The sequence below is a fragment of the uncultured Paraglaciecola sp. genome (assembly GCF_913058035.1).
Classification (GTDB): domain Bacteria; phylum Pseudomonadota; class Gammaproteobacteria; order Enterobacterales; family Alteromonadaceae; genus Paraglaciecola.
In genome coordinates, this window is record NZ_CAJXPA010000103.1 from 1 (window position 1) to 16,757 (window position 16,757).

Annotated in this window: 13 protein-coding genes and 2 pseudogenes; 5 read left to right on the forward strand and 10 right to left on the reverse strand. The window is 39.9% G+C overall.

Annotated elements, in window-relative coordinates:
- Nucleotides 1-628: pseudogene (locus QZ562_RS13600) on the forward strand (glycerol-3-phosphate 1-O-acyltransferase); the annotation flags it as partial.
- Nucleotides 629-787: 159 nt separating this feature from the next.
- Here the strand turns inward: QZ562_RS13600 and QZ562_RS13605 are convergent.
- The 3 genes from QZ562_RS13605 to ilvA form a co-directional block, all read right to left on the reverse strand.
- On the reverse strand, nucleotides 788-2,035 hold the full coding sequence (locus tag QZ562_RS13605; RefSeq protein WP_293761022.1) for a leucine-rich repeat-containing protein kinase family protein: 1,248 nt from the start codon (nucleotides 2,033-2,035) through the stop codon (nucleotides 788-790).
- 145 nt (nucleotides 2,036-2,180) lie between these two features.
- Nucleotides 2,181-3,101 (reverse strand): glutaminase, encoded by a 921-nt coding sequence (locus tag QZ562_RS13610; RefSeq protein WP_293761025.1) that lies wholly within the window; start codon nucleotides 3,099-3,101, stop codon nucleotides 2,181-2,183.
- Between the two features lie 13 nt (nucleotides 3,102-3,114).
- A complete protein-coding gene (gene ilvA / locus QZ562_RS13615) occupies nucleotides 3,115-4,668 on the reverse strand; it encodes a threonine ammonia-lyase, biosynthetic (RefSeq protein ID WP_293761028.1) in 1,554 nt (517 codons plus the stop codon).
- A gap of 504 nt (nucleotides 4,669-5,172) precedes the next feature.
- Here ilvA and QZ562_RS13620 point away from each other — a divergent pair.
- The gene (locus tag QZ562_RS13620; RefSeq protein WP_293761031.1) at nucleotides 5,173-5,802 is read left to right on the forward strand and encodes a trimeric intracellular cation channel family protein; all 630 of its coding nucleotides are present in this window, start codon (nucleotides 5,173-5,175) and stop codon (nucleotides 5,800-5,802) included.
- Nucleotides 5,803-5,863: 61 nt separating this feature from the next.
- A complete protein-coding gene (locus QZ562_RS13625; RefSeq protein ID WP_293761034.1) occupies nucleotides 5,864-7,378 on the forward strand; it encodes a YifB family Mg chelatase-like AAA ATPase in 1,515 nt (504 codons plus the stop codon).
- A 20-nt stretch (nucleotides 7,379-7,398) separates the two neighbouring features.
- Here QZ562_RS13625 and ilvY read toward each other — a convergent pair whose 3' ends face one another.
- Nucleotides 7,399-8,253 carry an HTH-type transcriptional activator IlvY gene (gene ilvY, locus QZ562_RS13630; RefSeq protein ID WP_293761037.1) on the reverse strand — a complete coding sequence of 285 codons (855 nt, stop codon included), beginning with the start codon at nucleotides 8,251-8,253 and terminating at the stop codon, nucleotides 7,399-7,401.
- A gap of 146 nt (nucleotides 8,254-8,399) precedes the next feature.
- On the opposite strand from ilvY, the gene ilvC reads away from it, so the two are divergent.
- The gene (gene ilvC / locus QZ562_RS13635; RefSeq protein ID WP_293761040.1) at nucleotides 8,400-9,884 is read left to right on the forward strand and encodes a ketol-acid reductoisomerase; all 1,485 of its coding nucleotides are present in this window, start codon (nucleotides 8,400-8,402) and stop codon (nucleotides 9,882-9,884) included.
- Between the two features lie 509 nt (nucleotides 9,885-10,393).
- Nucleotides 10,394-10,726 (forward strand): hypothetical protein, encoded by a 333-nt coding sequence (locus tag QZ562_RS13640; protein ID WP_293761043.1) that lies wholly within the window; start codon nucleotides 10,394-10,396, stop codon nucleotides 10,724-10,726.
- Nucleotides 10,727-10,917: 191 nt separating this feature from the next.
- Here the strand turns inward: QZ562_RS13640 and QZ562_RS13645 are convergent, their stop codons facing one another.
- The 6 genes and pseudogenes from QZ562_RS13645 to QZ562_RS13670 all read right to left on the reverse strand — a co-directional run.
- Complete coding sequence (locus tag QZ562_RS13645; RefSeq protein ID WP_293761046.1) at nucleotides 10,918-12,162, reverse strand: multidrug effflux MFS transporter; 1,245 nt, start codon at nucleotides 12,160-12,162, stop codon at nucleotides 10,918-10,920.
- 88 nt (nucleotides 12,163-12,250) lie between these two features.
- On the reverse strand, nucleotides 12,251-14,194 hold the full coding sequence (locus QZ562_RS13650; protein WP_293761049.1) for a prolyl oligopeptidase family serine peptidase: 1,944 nt from the start codon (nucleotides 14,192-14,194) through the stop codon (nucleotides 12,251-12,253).
- A gap of 63 nt (nucleotides 14,195-14,257) precedes the next feature.
- Entirely contained in the window at nucleotides 14,258-14,734 is a 477-nt protein-coding gene (locus QZ562_RS13655) for a histidine phosphatase family protein (protein WP_293761052.1), read from the reverse strand.
- Between the two features lie 10 nt (nucleotides 14,735-14,744).
- Nucleotides 14,745-15,335 (reverse strand): carbonate dehydratase, encoded by a 591-nt coding sequence (gene can, locus QZ562_RS13660; RefSeq protein ID WP_293761055.1) that lies wholly within the window; start codon nucleotides 15,333-15,335, stop codon nucleotides 14,745-14,747.
- A gap of 79 nt (nucleotides 15,336-15,414) precedes the next feature.
- The gene (locus QZ562_RS13665) at nucleotides 15,415-16,302 is read right to left on the reverse strand and encodes a DNA-binding response regulator (RefSeq protein ID WP_293761058.1); all 888 of its coding nucleotides are present in this window, start codon (nucleotides 16,300-16,302) and stop codon (nucleotides 15,415-15,417) included.
- Nucleotides 16,295-16,757 (reverse strand): annotated as a pseudogene (locus QZ562_RS13670) (hybrid sensor histidine kinase/response regulator); the annotation flags it as partial. The gene QZ562_RS13665 and the pseudogene QZ562_RS13670, both read right to left, overlap by 8 nt.

A 16,757-nucleotide genomic window follows, 5' to 3' on the forward strand; every position in this document is an offset into this window, starting at 1 on the left:
TCAAAATGCAGTTGCCCTTACTTATTATCGTAACAATATTTTGCATTTATTCGCCCTGCCTGGCCTGATTGCCGCCATTGTTTTTGCCCACAAGGGGTTAGCAAAGAAACAAATTTTACTTATGGTTGCTAAGCTCTATCCTTTATTAAAACGTGAATTGTTTATGTATATGAATGAAGATCAAGCGGCTGAATATACTGAATCTTTACTTAGCAAAATGTTAGAAATGGGCTTATTTGAAACAAATAAAACTGAAATCCAACCACCACCCGCAAACAGTAAAGCGTTTTACTCATCGTGGTTACTCAATCGCAGTATTCAAGAAACGTTGCATCGTTACGCAGTCGTATTAACATTATTATCTCGCCAAGAACAAGTCAGCCGCGCAGAGCTAGAAAGGAAAAGTGCCCAGTTTGCCGAAAGATTATCAGCATTACATGGCATCAATTCACCTGAATTTTTTGATAAAAAGGTTTTATCTACCTTTATCAATGCATTAAAAGAAAATGCATTGATTGAAGCAGGTATCGACGGAAAACTTCGACATTCAGAACAAAGCGAAGCGTTAAGAACAGATGTAATCAACCTTATTGCCCCAGAAATTGCACAGCGTTTACAACAAATTTAAATCATGCTGCTAACGCGACATGTTTTAAATTATACCAACGAGTTGTAAAAGAATTAACCGTTGCTAAATAGGACTGAATATTGACAGTTTTCGCTTTTTGATAACACAATATAATGTGAGGTTTGGTTCACCTGTGTTTATAAAAAAATCAGCTTTAACCTAGATTAATCCAGCAATACTTTCAGATAAATAAGTATATTCGCTACTGTTTTTGTCTTGTTCAACGCAAACACTCAATAAGTCTTCGATAAAATAATTCAGCGCACGTTGCTCAATTTTTTGAACTTGGGCCTGCTGTATTTTATTTAACATATGGTACATAGTGGCCGCACCAAAATCACCAAAGATGATGTTCGCATCCTGGTCAAGCAAGGTGTTGTGGGCATATAAATCGCCATGACTTACCTGATTTTCATGTAAATAGGAAAAAACTGACTGCATTTGTTCCACTATTTTAATGACTTGTTGGACCGGTAGTGAGAAACCCACCTCAAAAGTATCGCGAGTACATGTATCGAAATCCGGTGGTAAACCAAGGTTGCTGTATTGTTTAGGGATAAGTTGCATCACTAAAGCTAAACAGTCTTTCTCATTTACCTGAGCTAAAGGCTTAACCAAACTGGTATGGCTGCCGACTTTTAAACAAGCTTCCAATTCATCCCTTGGGTAACCGTCACTGGTTAATTCTCCTTTAAACACCTTAACTGCAATTTCATCAGGAAAATCATCGGTTGGTGTATTCCAGACTGCTTTTGAGATCACACCTGATGCCCCCTGTCCCAGCACTTCTTGTAGAGTAAAACTTGAATAAGGCACGAAGGGAACTGATTGGACATCAATGTTGGTTTGTGAAAACGGATTTCCTGAAAATGCTAACCAAGCGAGCTTAGGTAGAGCTAATAATTGATCAGGGCACTCAGTTAATTGATTCGCCGAAATACGCACTAACTCAAGGTTGGTCAATTGAGTTAAATTTGATGGTAGCTGTGCAAGTTGATTACCCGCTAAGGCTAATTTTTGCAATCTTGGCCTTTCACCTAGGGCGTCTGGCAGAATCGATATATTGTTATCCGTTAAAATTAACCAGCGTAGCTTTATGGGTAATGATTTAGCTGGTACATATTTAATTTTATTTGACTTAAATCCGACCATTTCAAGGTTTTCACACTCCCCAAGACTTTCAGGTAATGTTTCAAAATCATTATTTGAGGCAAAAATAATTTTAAGCTTTTTAAGTCGTTTTATTTCTTTAGGTATAGTTTTTAAACGATTATTGGACAAATCCAAGATCTCTAACGAATCGGCTAACGATAAAATTTCAGTTGGGAATATGCTAAGGTTCTCTGACAACGTTAATTGGGAAATACCAGCTAGAAAACCAGCCTTTAATTCTGAAAGTGTATGCAAAATAAAGAGTCCATAATGTGGCTAATCAATCAAGGCAGTCACATTAAAAATGCGCTGAAAGAATTTTCTTGGCTAAAATACCTAGTATTTTTAGGTAGATGATTTAAATGAGTTCAGTATGCTTTTTCTTGGGCGCAAATATAGGTTATTGCCCAAAAACCGACCAACCCGTTTCTTCCGTCAGCAATTCTAGCGCTTCAGTACCAAGTTTGCTATTACCAATAGTATCTAATCCTGGGGACCATACGGCGATAGATGCGTTGCCAGGCGCAATCGCGAGTATGCCGCCACCTACGCCACTTTTACCAGGTAAACCAACACGATATGCAAATTCTCCTGAGCCATCATAATGTCCACACATCAACATCAGGGAATTGATGCGTTTTGCCCTATCTGATGATACAACCCGATAACCTGTGATGGGATTGACACCACTGTTGGCTAAAAATAGTCCCGCAGTTGCCAACTGTATGGTGTTCATTGCAATAGAACAATGATGAAAATAAGTACCTAAAACGGCATCTACGGGGTTTTGAAAATGACCAAATGATGCCATAAAATGCGCTAACGACGCATTTCTTTCACCCGTTAATTCCTCTGAACGTGCCACTTTCTCGTCTATGGAGATGCTTTCGTCATTTGCTAAAAACCGTATAAACTGTAAAATTTCTGCTAATATTTCTTTTGGTAAATGGCCTTGAATAATGGCATCAGCTATTGCGATAGCACCAGCGTTAACAAAAGGGTTACGGGGTTTTCCTTGCTCGTGTTCAAGTTGAACAATAGAGTTGAAAGGGTCACCTGAAGGTTCCCGCCCTACTCTGTTCCAAACTCGTTCACCTAGTTTTCCTAGAGCTAAAGTCAAAGTGAAAACTTTTGAAATACTCTGTATTGAGAATAAGGTTTGTGAACAGCCAGCACTGTAGACTGAGCCGTCAGCTAAAGCGACACTGATCGAAAATTGCTCTGGATTAACACATGCTAATTGAGGGATATAGCTAGCCACAACGCCTTTTTCAGTTTTTGAAGCCATCTGCGCCGTAATATCATCAACTATTTTTTGCATTTTTAACAAATACCTATTCCTCAAATACACCATTCAAATCAGACAAAAAGAACTTATATGCTGGATTTTCGGTCTGTTCTTGATATAAATACTCCAGCTTAGCTAGGTGTTTATCAAATTCGCCACGGTCAGCATCTACAATATCAAAGCCTGCCAGAACCAAACCTTCAGCTGCTCCATGATTGCGATAATGGAACAGCGTAATATTCCATCTTTCTCCTAGTGTATCCAAAAACTTCATTAATGCCCCAGGGTGTTCTGGGAATTCAAAAGAAAATAATTTTTCATTGAGAAGGCTTGGTGGCCTGCCACCGACCATGTATCGCACATGTAATTTAGCCATTTCGTTTTCGGATAAGTCAAAACTTTTATACCCATTGCTGCTAAGCGAATCTGTCAGTCGTGCTAACTCTTGACGGCCTTCTCTCAACTTAATGCCGACAAAAATATGAGCTTCACGGTCAGTGGAATAACGATAATTAAATTCGGTGATGGCTCGTCCGCCTAAGAGCTCACAAAACGCTCTGAATGCACCTTTACGCTCAGGGATTTTAACCGCTATAACGGCTTCTTTTTGTTCGCCTAATTCGCAACGTTCAGATACATATCGTAACGTATGAAAGTTAATATTAGCGCCACATAAAATGCCACCAAACTTCTTACCTTGCATAGGATTAGATCTAAGATATTTGCGGATACCAGCTATAGACAATGCACCTGCTGGCTCGGCAATCACCCGTGTATCATCGAATATGTCTTTGATCGCAGCACAGATTTCATCTGTGTTAACAGTTATCACTTCATCTACATATTTCTGGCATAAACGGAAAGGCTCTTCACCAATAATTTTTACCGCAACACCATCAGCGAAAATGCCCACATGCTCAAGGGCCACAGGTTTACCTGCTAACATAGCCGCTTGCAAACAAGCTGACTCATCAGACTCCACCGCAATAATTTTTAACTCGGGTTTAAGCTGTTTGAGAAATACCGAAATACCCGCGATCAAACCACCGCCACCAACAGCGATAAACAAAGTATCTAAATCCGGGTTTTGTTCGAGTAATTCACGAGCTATGGTGCCCTGGCCAACAATAACGTCTTCATCATCAAAAGGAGCAACCATGGTGAAACCGTATTCTTTAGACAGGCGTAATGCTTCTTCCTTTGCTTGTTCAAAACTGGTGCCATGCAAAACCACATTCACACACTCACCACCAAAATTGCGAACAGCTTCAACCTTAATATCCGGTGCAGTAGCAGGCATCACAATAGTTGCCTTAACCCCCTTCTTTTTAGCACAATAAGCTACGCCTTGAGCGTGGTTACCCGCGGAAGAAGCGACCAACCCCTTCGCTAGTTGTTCATCAGAAAGCTGGCATATTTTATTATAAGCACCACGCAATTTGAACGATTTAACCGGTTGTTGATCTTCTCGCTTTAGCCAAATATCGTTACTTAAAGAAGCAGAAAGCTTCTCTAATTTTTGCAAATCAGAATTCACCGCCACGTCATAAACGGGCGATAATAATATACTTTTTAGATATTCATTAGCTGAACGTGTCATTTAATCTTCCAATTTCGATGCATCGCGCACCGTACTTTCATCAACTCTGTTGGCTAACAAAGCATAAGCTTTAAGAGCAAATGAGACTTTACGCACAAGAGATATCAGTTTCCATGATTGATCGCTCGCACACATTTTCTCACTGCGTATTTGTAGGCTTGGCCACTGATTAACTTATCCGTTAAAGCAAAATGCCATTTACAAAAAAAACCTCAAACTTTCGCACGAGGGGTTTTAACATTGACCATTACCACACTATTCTCCCACTATTCTCGCACTATTCCCGCAATAAAATTACCCTTCTATCAGGGATATCGTCATTGCATTGCGCAAGAAAGAATAGAGCGTTGCATCATAAACTTTATTTATTCTTACATATTACAGAAATATCATGAAGCTGATCTTTTGATCAAGCATTGCTATATGCTTTTTTAGAGGATGATATACTTAACCAAAATAAATTTTATCATTCTTGAATGAACAAACTTGTACTTTAGGCGGAATATGGAAACTTGGTTACATTGGGTAGATTTAGCAGGAGTCGCCGTGTTTGCCATCGCAGGCACGCTTATGGCTTATAAAAAACATATGGATGGTTTTGGTGTAGTGGTACTTGCCTCAGTTACTGCCATTGGTGGTGGTACTTTGCGGGATATGATTTTAGACTTACCCGTTTTTTGGGTGCAAGACCCAAGCTTTTTTTATGTGATCATCCTTGCAGCTTTTTCCACCATTATGTGGCTACGTAGTAAAGACACTTTTCCGCTACGCTACCTGTTTTTTGCTGACGCTTTTGGTTTAGCTTTTTTTAATGTTATGGGTTTACAAAAAGCCCTGACCTACGGTGCATTTCCTCTTATCGCCATTGCATTAGGCACCATGACAGCTGTATTTGGAGGATTAATCAGAGACGTAATCTGCCAAGAAATCCCAATGGTTTTGAAGGGTGAGCTTTATGCAACCGCCTGTATTATTGGGGGGATCAGTTACATATTAGCCTTTAAACTAGGTTTGAACACTGTAAGCTGCATGATAATAGGCTTTGGCATCACCTTAACCTGTCGTTTATGCGCAATGAAGTGGCACTGGCATCTTCCTGTCTTTAACCCGCATGATTCAGTAAAAGATGAATAACTCGCAATTTTTTAATGATTAGCTAGCCTTAAAGCTCACCTTGTTCGCAAATGGAGTTGCTATGTCTTTAGCCGTAGTTTATTCAAGAGCCAGTGTAGGTATCGACGCCCCCCTTATTACTGTTGAGGTGCATCTGTCCAATGGCTTGCCTTGTTTTAACTTAGTCGGATTACCTGAAGCCTCTGTACGAGAAGCCAAGGACAGAGTGCGCAGTGCATTAATCAACTCTGGCTTTGAATTTCCAGCAAAACGTATCACAGTTAACCTAGCCCCAGCAGACTTGCCCAAAGAAGGTGGACGTTTTGATTTAGCTATCGCTATTGGCATAATCGCCGCAAGTAACCAACTAACTGGTAATCAACTAGAAGGCATTGAACTTGTGGGAGAGTTGGCTTTATCGGGAGAGATTCGCTCAATAACAGGTGCATTACCTTTTACTTATGCATGCTCACAAGCCAAACGAACTGCTATTTTACCTGTCGAAAATGCGGCTGAAGCATCGTTGATTAAATACGCCAACATTATACCGGCCAATCAACTACTAGATGTGTTTCATCATATTGTAGGGCAACGCACTCTTGATTTATACCAAGCACAATCCACAGCAGAACAAGTGACTTATGAAAATGATTTACAAGACGTCGTTGGTCAGGCATCTGGAAAACGTGCACTAGAGATAGCGGCGGCAGGAGGACACAACCTGTTATTTACCGGGCCACCCGGAACAGGTAAAACCATGTTAGCAAGTCGCTTGATCACCATTTTACCCCCTATGACAGACGAAGAAGCATTAGCATCCGCAGCTATTCACTCCATTGTGGGTAAACCCGTTGATCCAGCGACATGGAAACAACGTGCATTTCGCCATCCTCATCACACTAGCTCTGCTGTCGCTTTAGTGGGAGGCGGAAGTATTCCCCGACCCGGTGAAATTTCCTTGGCACACAATGGAGTACTTTTTCTTGATGAATTACCTGAGTTTGATCGCAAAGTGCTAGATGTATTACGTGAACCATTAGAGTCTGGCACAGTCAGTATTTCTAGAGCGGCTAGGCAAGCGCAATTCCCTGCTAGATTTCAACTTGTTGCTGCAATGAACCCCAGCCCGACAGGCAGCCTAAACGATGGGCGCAGCAGCTGCGAACAGATTTTGCGTTATCTTAACCGTATTTCTGGCCCCTTTTTAGACCGTATCGATTTACAAGTTGATGTACCTAAATTGCCCACCAATGACTTTTCTGAGCACGTGAAAAGTCGTGGTGAAAGTAGCTTGGTTGTTCGCACCAGAGTCATTCAAGCCCACCAATTACAGCTAAATCGCTGTGGCAAAACCAATGCACAGCTCGGTAGCAAAGAGGTTGATAAATATTGCAAACTAGAAAAAGAGGAGCAGTTATTTTTACAACAAGCAGTAGAAAAATTGGGATTATCTTTACGTACCTACCACAGAGTATTAAAAGTCGCACGCACCATAGCTGACTTGGCACATTGTGCGGATATCAATAGGCAGCATTTAGCGGAAGCCTTAAACTATCGTGCTTTTGATAGGATGTTGACACAGTTAATCAATGGTTGAGAAGGATAAATAATTAATAGCTAACAATTAAACAAAGCTTTTATGGCTGGCTCATCAGCCCTTTTTTGTAAACAACATAAGCCCAATTGGTAAGGCTCAATGTCATCGAGCGCGATACGATTGACCTTTTGTCCTACAATGGAATGATCCAATACAACCTCTGGTACTATGCCCAATCCACAACCTAGTGCCACCATGCTCACTATTGCTTCATTTCCAGCCACTGTGGCATAAATACGCGGCCTTATGCCTTGTTCAGCAAACCAATGATGCACAATACGTTTGGATGGGCCCGACTCAGGTAAAATAAAAGAGTGTTGAGACCAATCCACTTGCTCTAGTCGATTTAATAGGGTGTCTTTGGAAGCAATAAGCAACAGCGGTATTTCACCTAGAGATAAAAATGCTAGTTCTGCAGGAAAGTCAGGAGTGTGAATAGCAATCGCCGCATCTACCTCTTGTTGCATGACTTTACTAACTGACAAAGCGGGATCGCCTGTACTCAGTTTGATTTCTATTTGTGGATATTTATGCCTAAAATTGTCTAATAGTCTGGGCAAATGACTTTGGCTGGCTGTGACTGAACAAAACAAACTTAATTCACCTTGTAACTGCTGATGTTCTTGTTGCAGCTCCCATTTCACTTTTTTCCACTCAGTCAAAATTTGTTGCGAAAATCCCAAAAGTTTTGAGCCCGCAGCAGTCAGTTTGACCTTACGATTATCCCGCACAAACAAAGTGCTACCGCATTCCTGTTCAAGCCTTTGAATACAGCGGCTTAATGTGGAAGGACTCACAAACATCGATTCTGCCGTTTTAGCAAAATGTAGACTACTGGCTAAATGTTGAAACAATTCTAAGGTTCGAATATCCATCTAAATGACCTGTTGCCAGCTATGTTGCTAATTATGCAACATTATATTGCAAATATATCATTTTAAACAACATTGATTTACCTCTACTATCGTTCTATCGCAAGTGAATCATTAAATTGCATTAAAAAATAAATAGGATTTTAACCATGGCAAATTATTTCAATACATTATCTTTACGTCAACAATTAGACCAAATTGGTCGTTGCCGTTTTATGCAACGTGCAGAGTTTTCTACGGGTTGTGATTTTCTCAAAGGCAAAAAAATTGTCATTGTTGGCTGTGGTGCACAAGGATTAAACCAAGGTTTGAACATGCGTGATTCAGGCTTAAATATATCCTATGCATTGCGCCAAGCTGCGATTGACGAAAAGCGTGATTCTTTCCAACGCGCAAATGGTAATGGTTTTACTGTTGGTACGTATAAAGAACTTATCCCAACTGCTGATTTGGTTTATAACCTGACTCCTGACAAGCAACACTCAAGTGTTGTTGAAGCGGTTATGCCTCTTATGCAAAAAGGTGCGACCCTAGGCTACTCGCACGGTTTCAATATTGTTGAAGAAGGCCAGCAAATTCGTTCTGACATTACGGTCGTTATGTGTGCACCTAAGTGTCCGGGTACTGAGGTACGTGAAGAATACAAACGTGGATTCGGCGTACCCACTCTTATTGCTGTGCATCCTGAAAACGATCCTCAAGTTCAAGGCTGGGATATCGCTAAAGCGTTAGCATCGGCCACAGGCGGCGACCGTGCCGGTGTATTAGAATCATCTTTTGTTGCTGAAGTAAAATCTGACCTAATGGGCGAACAAACCATTTTATGTGGTATGCAACAAGTAGCTGCAGTATTGGGTTATGAAAAAATGGTAGCTAATGGAATTGATGCAGGTTACGCAGGTAAACTGATCCAAGACGGTTTAGAAACCATCACCGAAGCACTAAAAATTGGTGGTGTTACCAATATGATGGACAGATTGTCTAACCCAGCCAAAGTAAAAGCCTTTGAATTATCTGAACAATTAACTGAGTTATTGAGACCACTTTTTGGCAAACACCAAGACGACATCATCAGCGGTGAATTTTCTCGCACTATGATGGAAGACTGGGCAAATAATGATGTTAACTTGTTTAAATGGCGCGAAGAAACGGGCCAAAGTGGTTTTGAAAATGCACCCGTATTTGCAGGTCTAATCGACGAACAAGAATATTTTGACCACGGTGTGTTTTTAGTCGCAATGATAAAATCTGGTGTTGAATTAGCCTTCGATGTGATGGTCGAAGCAGGTATTTTACCTGAGTCAGCTTACTACGAATCGTTGCACGAGACGCCACTGATCTCTAACACTATTGCTCGAAAGCGTTTATATGAGATGAACGTCGTTATTTCTGATACTGCAGAATACGGTAACTATTTATTTGCTAATGCAGCTATCCCTTTATTAGCTGAGAAGCTGATGCCAAGCATTGGTACTGACCTTATCGGCAAAGCTTACATAACCGCCTCTAACAGTGTTGATAACAAAAAGCTGGTAGATATCAATAAAACCATAAGAGAACACGGAGTCGAAACTATAGGCGCTAAATTACGTGGCTATATGACTGACATGAAAGCCATAGTAGAAACGGTATAGCTCTTAGCATTTAATTAGCATTTAATGTTATGAATTGATAGATTTATGTCGTAGGTGCTTGTTAAAAGCTTTCTTGCCCAACTTTCTTGCCCAGCTTTCTTGCCCAGCCTATTTAGCTGGGCTTTTTTGTATCTGGATTAAGGATAATTTGTAGGTGTATGCGATGAAAGACGACCCAACAGCTTGGATTTGTTTACATTCGAAACAAAATGATTAAAAAATCAGCAAAATCAATTATTTACTGCTGCTTCTTTGTAAAGAAAAAACCTTGTGTCGCCAAATATATACACTTTAATTTAGAAAAAATGGGGGAGCCCTCAGTTTTAAACATGTTGCAGACATGGCCTGTGATTTGCTGACTGTGTTTTGCTAACTAAGGTTTACTAAGTAAGGTTTGCTAAATACTCTATGACTCGCTGTCTGCTTCTAAGAAGGCTTTTGCAAACCAGAAACACTGCATCAACAACTCTGTTGTTCAATCCAAAAATGCACAATAAGATTAAATATGAATGAATAAATCAATAACACGTATTGCTCAAATGGGCGAGTGGGTCTTTGAAGTTAAGATGGTCAAGGCTCTAAAGGTGAAAAAACACGGTGAGCCCTATTCGGCGATCGCAAACCTGACAGCCAATGGTGATCAAATGTATATAGACTCGCATTTAGCAGTTAACGACGAAGAGCTAAGCAAAGAAGACTTTATGACTATTTACAAGTTCTGCCAGTCAATGGGCATGAAAAACATTAGTTATGACAGAGTTAAGAACGGCTTTAAGACATGCAAACAGGTTGAAATTTTAGAAAACTGTCATGTAAAACCAAATATTCGATTAGTAAAGTAAATTAGGTTTTGTTTTACATATAAAAAAGCGCCGCGTATGTACCAAGAAACTGATACAACATATGACGCAGCGCTCGAAATGAAGCAATCATCATTTGAATAAGAATCAACCTATCCAGCGGTTTGCATCCTAACCAAAACTTGCTGATTAAAAGATGAACCACTTATATATTTACAACACGTTAAGCAAAACTAAGATTTATTTGCATTCCAATATAATACAAACGAAACACTACCAAATCCTAAAAACCCTAATGCCACAGGCGTAATAGAAGAATCAATAAAACTACCAATAAAAATGGCAGTGGGAACTGAAATAATACTACTTAGGGACCCAATAATTGCTGCGCCCAAACCTGCCATTGCACCCAGAGGCTGCATAGCCATAGAGTTGACGTTACCAAACAAAATTCCAATACAAAAAAACGTACAAAACAGTACAGAAACAAATTGCCATAGTGGTGGGACACCATCATAAACGAAACATAATGACGTTAACACTGATGAGAATAACAACCATCCTAACATCGCCCAAGTGCATAACTTGCGCATACCCAAACGCATGACTAAGTTACCATTAATAAAAGACGCCAGTCCTATAGAAAACGCCAACATAGCGAAGTACATAGGAAACAACTCACCGGTATCATAAATATCTTGAAACAGAGTTTGAGAGGAGCTGATGTAGGCTAAAAATGCACCAAAGATGGTTCCAGACGATAGGGTGTAACACATGACTAGTTTATGAGTCAGAATAAACTTACTTGAAATCCTCAATTGCGACCAACTAAAAGGTAGACGCTTTTCTTTAGGTAATGTTTCTGGTTGGCGAATAAAAAACCATAAGCCAATCAACAACCCATAAATCAAAAATGATGAAAAAATATGCTGCCATGAAAACCAAAATAATATGGTTTGACCAAAAATAGGTGCCAACATAGGCACTAATATAAACACCATCATGATGAATGACATGACTCTGGCCATAGCTTCACCTTCATACTTATCTCGGATCACTGCTAATGTAGCAACCCTGGGGCCTGAAACCCCAAAGGCTTGAATAACACGGCCAATTAACATCACTTCTAACGATTCAGCATTGATACAAACTAATGACCCTACAGCAAATACGATCAAACCAGAGATAATCACATAACGCCTGCCTTTGTCGTCAGATAAAGGCCCATAAAAAAGTTGACCCAAAGCCATACCAACAAAAAATACTGAGACAATTAGATGGGTTTGTCTAGAATCAGTCACTTCTAAGTAAGCACCAATTTGAGATAATGCAGGCAAAACGGAATCTATACTCAAAGCCACCAATGATGTCATTGTTGCCATAAGCGCCACAAACTCGAATAAACCAATGTCGGCCTTTGTTTTGCTATTTGTTTTGCTATTTGTCTTGCCAGAAGCTGGGTGACGATTAGATGACATACTGAAGCCGTTAGATTTTAAGGGTCAGAATTCTAGCACTACCAGTTGATAACGCTTAGAGTTTTTAGCTTATTCTTTAAGTCGCTACTTATAAAAACAGCGACTCTTCTAAGTGTTTTTTCAAAAAAACATCCATTGCCTTAAAAGCAGCATGCCTATTTCTTTGAATAGATAAATAATGGTCTCCGTTTTCAAATTCAATATATTCAACGGGCTTATCTAAGTCTTGTAATTCGTCGACCATCATCCTGCTTTGCTCGACATCCACTACTCGGTCATCTCCACCATGTAAAAACAACATGGGGATTTTAACTTTTTTTGCTTGGTAAAATGGGGAGCGAGCTTCAAGATCATCCGAATCATCACCAATCTGGTTTTTGACAAATTTACTGTTGGTGTATCCTCGACTTCTGTAGACTAATCTCTTCAAGTTTGTCACACCAGCAAAACTAATTGCACACTTAAACAAGTCAGGTGTTTTAACAGCAGCCATTGCTGCAGCGTAACCGCCATAGCTAGCACCAACGATACACATACTGTCAGGTTTAGCGATTTTTTGCTCTACTAGCCAATTAGCAGCATCGGTCAAATCATCCTGCATAGTTAATCCCCAACCCTTCATTTGGCTTTGAGAAAATTCGTATCCGTACCCCGTTGACCCTCTAAAATTTGGCCTAAACACAGCATAACCACGATTGACAAAAAAAGAAGTCCAATAATCAAAACCATCGCTCTCACGCGCTCCCGGCCCACCGTGAGGGTGCAAAATCGCTGAAACAGGACCGTCAACACCCAAAGGCAAAGTCAAATAGCCTTCTAATTCAGTGCCATCTCTGGCTGTATAAGTAACAAACTTGTGTTCGGTGAGTACCTCAGGTAATAAGTCCGGGTATTGCTCGAAGATGGGTGTCAGGGACTTGTCTTTGCGGTCACCTAAATAATACATACCTGGCGTGTAATCGTTTTCTGTATACAACAGATAGATACTCTCATTTTCACTAAAATCGACTAAATATACATCACTATCAGGTAAGGCATTGTTTAATGATTTTTGAAAATTATCATTCGATTCATCCCAATAAATCCGCCCATCGTCACTATTGGGGTGATAAAGACCAATCACATCATTGGTTTTTTTCGAATAAATTAATGAGCCATCAACATCATAGTCATCATCAGCAAAAACCAAAGTGGTTTCTTTAGAAGGAAGGTGTATTTTAAACAGCGCTTTTTTATCATTTTGATAAGCACTGTAATACAAAATATTAGGGTCTTTGGCAAAGCCAAGAGGAGTAATTCCAGGCTCTTCTAAGGCATTATGCTCAAACATTTTATGCCATTTATCATCTTCACCTATTCGCACTCGAATAGCCGCTTCACCGGTTTTATAATTTAATGCTTCGCCTAAACGTAGGTTACCTTGACGGTCGGCCATCCAGCTTCTTACAGACATCTTGCCTTTAGTAATACGAGATTTCCTACCTGAATTGACATTGATTTTATAAACACTCGGTAAATTAGCGACATCCAAGTCCAATTCTATCAACACATGTTCGGGATCATCGGGCAAAAAGGATACGATAGAATCTTGAAACTGAGAAACATGGCCATCGTCGTACATGCCCCTTTTCGTTTTCACGACTTGTCTTTGGACTGGTTTGCCTCCGTCAATATCAATAGCTAAAAGGCGAGTTTCGGTCGTATCTGTTCGATATCTTTTTGAGGCAAAAACGATGCTAACTATAAGTGTTTTTTCATTAGCCCAAGTAAACCAGCGTATTTTTCTTTCTTCGTTATCAGATTTAACTATGTGTTGCTTTCTACCCGTTAGTAAATCAACGGTTGTTAATAATGCTATTTCTGGTGATTGAAAATTTCTGATGTAGGCAATTTTATTACCGCTTGGAGACAGATTAGGTCGAGTAAAACTAGGGAGTTGGCTAAAATTCTCGACCGGCAATTCTTTTGAGAAAGTACCAGAAGACAAGAGAGTAAAAATGAAAACGACACTAAGACGAATGATTCCATTCATAAAAAACTTTCACTAAGATAACTTATTAAATTAACCTAACAACAAAGCGGTTGGATGTTAAGACTAATTGAAAGGAATATGAATTCTCTTTGTAGTCATTTCGAAATTATGCTTTTGAAGCTTGTAAACAATACCGTAATCACTTTCTTCGATATGAATATCCTCGCCGCCCATTAAACTCAATATTTGTGGGGTGGTATTGCTGTGACCCACCACTAAAACATGATCCAATTTTTTTATCTTGGTGGCGAATTCAGCTAAAATCTGAGGGTTATAATATTCTATTGATAAATCTTTGAGTACTGCAATGGGAGTGGCGGTTTCCAGCGTTCGATGGTAATCAGTCGAGTAGACATGATTAAGAGATTTATCCGAAAAAAAAACGGCCAGTGCTTCTGCCCTAGCTTTACCTATTTCAGTTAAGCTTGGGTTATCACCTAAGTGTTTTTCAAAATGGCGCACAAAATACCATGTGTGTTGTTCAGCAAAGCCGAAGGTAGATATAGCTAAAAAACAACACCCTAAGAAATACTTGAACATCATCCCGATCCTATTTTCTAACCTTAGACAAATCTTTCAAACGCCCATTTCGTAGGCTATATATCCAGCTGTGTACCTGCAATGGCTGACCACGCTTGAGGGCTTCTTTAACAATACTGCTGCGTTTAACGTTATCAGCTTGTTCAAGCACGTTAAGCTCACATAGCCGAGCACACTTATCCTGCTCATTGAGAACAGACAGCTGTGCTCTATGCTTATAAGCAATGTCTCTAATATGCCCCAACCAGTTATCGATTAAACCAAGTTGTTGGTCTTGTAACGCTGCGTCTACACCACCACAACCGTAATGACCACAAATGATCACATGTTTCACTTTCAGCACATCAACTGCATATTGCAACACAGACAAACAGTTAAAATCAGTATGCACTACCAAGTTAGCCACATTGCGATGCACAAAGATATCGCCTGGGATGAGTCCCACAATTTGATTGGCTGGAACACGGCTATCGGAGCACCCGATCCATAAATATTCAGGTTTCTGACGCTCTGACAATTTATTAAAAAACTCAGGATCAGAATTTTTCTGTTCTTCAGACCATTGTCTATTATTTTCAAGAAGTTGTGTAATATCGCTCATAAACCCTCACCTTGTTGACGCGCAGTATAGAGAAACTATCAGGCACCACAAGTCCAACCTGTTTAAGCTTGTGTATTATCTACGACTCTAATATTCGTATCGAGATGGCAGCGGCAGACGTTCTATTATCTACGCCTAACTTTTTATATATTTGTTCTAGATGTTTATTAGCCGTGCGATGACTCATCGATAATATCTGTGATATTTCCCAATTAGATTTACCATGAGACGCCCAATATAACACTTCAGACTCACGCTTGGTGATAGGCAGATTTTGCTGCAACTCCAAGGGTGTTTTTTCTATTTTCGCCTCAACCACTTTGAGCATATGTTTGTCGTTTTGCTTACGCTCATACATAATTTCAAAAGATGTCACAAAACAGTTTACTTTCAGGTTTTGTTGACCGCCCGTAGCCAACCAGACTTTAAATAAGTCAGCCAGCGTTGCCCATGGGCTCATATCATCGCCAGAAAAAGAATCAATTAACTGGTGTGCTTTGGGTGTTGCCCAGGATAGTCGTCCTTGATCCGTGACACAAAATACATTGCTACCAGCATGATCTAATGCATCTTGTGCACTAAGTGCCAACCTCGCCGTGTTAATATGGGTGTTTATCCGTGCGATAACTTCATCAGGTGAGATAGGTTTAGTCACATAATCGATGCCACCAGCTTCAAAGCCTTTCACTACGTCCTCTACGTCAGTAAGTCCTGTCATGAAAATAATTGGAGTATTGGGGTGTCTTAATTTCAATCGACGACAAGTTTCAAAACCATCCATTTCAGGCATAACAGCATCCAACAACACTACATCAGGCTCAATTTTCTCAGCAATAGAAAGTGCTTGTGCGCCATTAAGGGCGACAAGCGCGATATACCCCTGTTTATTTAATGCCACATTAAGCATGCCCAATGATTCAGGAGAGTCATCGACTACCAACACCACGTAGTTAATTTTGTTATTCATTGCACAACTCTTCAAGATAGCCAATAATTCTTGGAAAATCACATAACTCAACGTACTCATTTATTTGTGATGTGACTTCTGCGGGGAATTGATATTGAGTACCTAATTCCTTTAATTTATTTTTAAAACCAGATAGATAGCCTATTTCAGCCAATGCCATCAGTATTTTATACTGGTCATTACTCACAGGATTTCTTTTAATTTCGTGTTGCGCAGCAGCCACAGCATGCTTACTTTCAGTTTTTGCATACTGCCAATGAATATCCATCAGTTCACCAATTTTTCCTAACAAGGCTGTTAAATTAATGGGTTTAGCCATATACCCATTATGAAAACAACCGTCAGCCATATGACCTTGAGCATCACGAGTATTTGCCGAAACCATCAATATAGGCATGACATAACCTCGGTCACGCACTTCCTTAATCATTTGCAACCCATACTTATCTGGCATT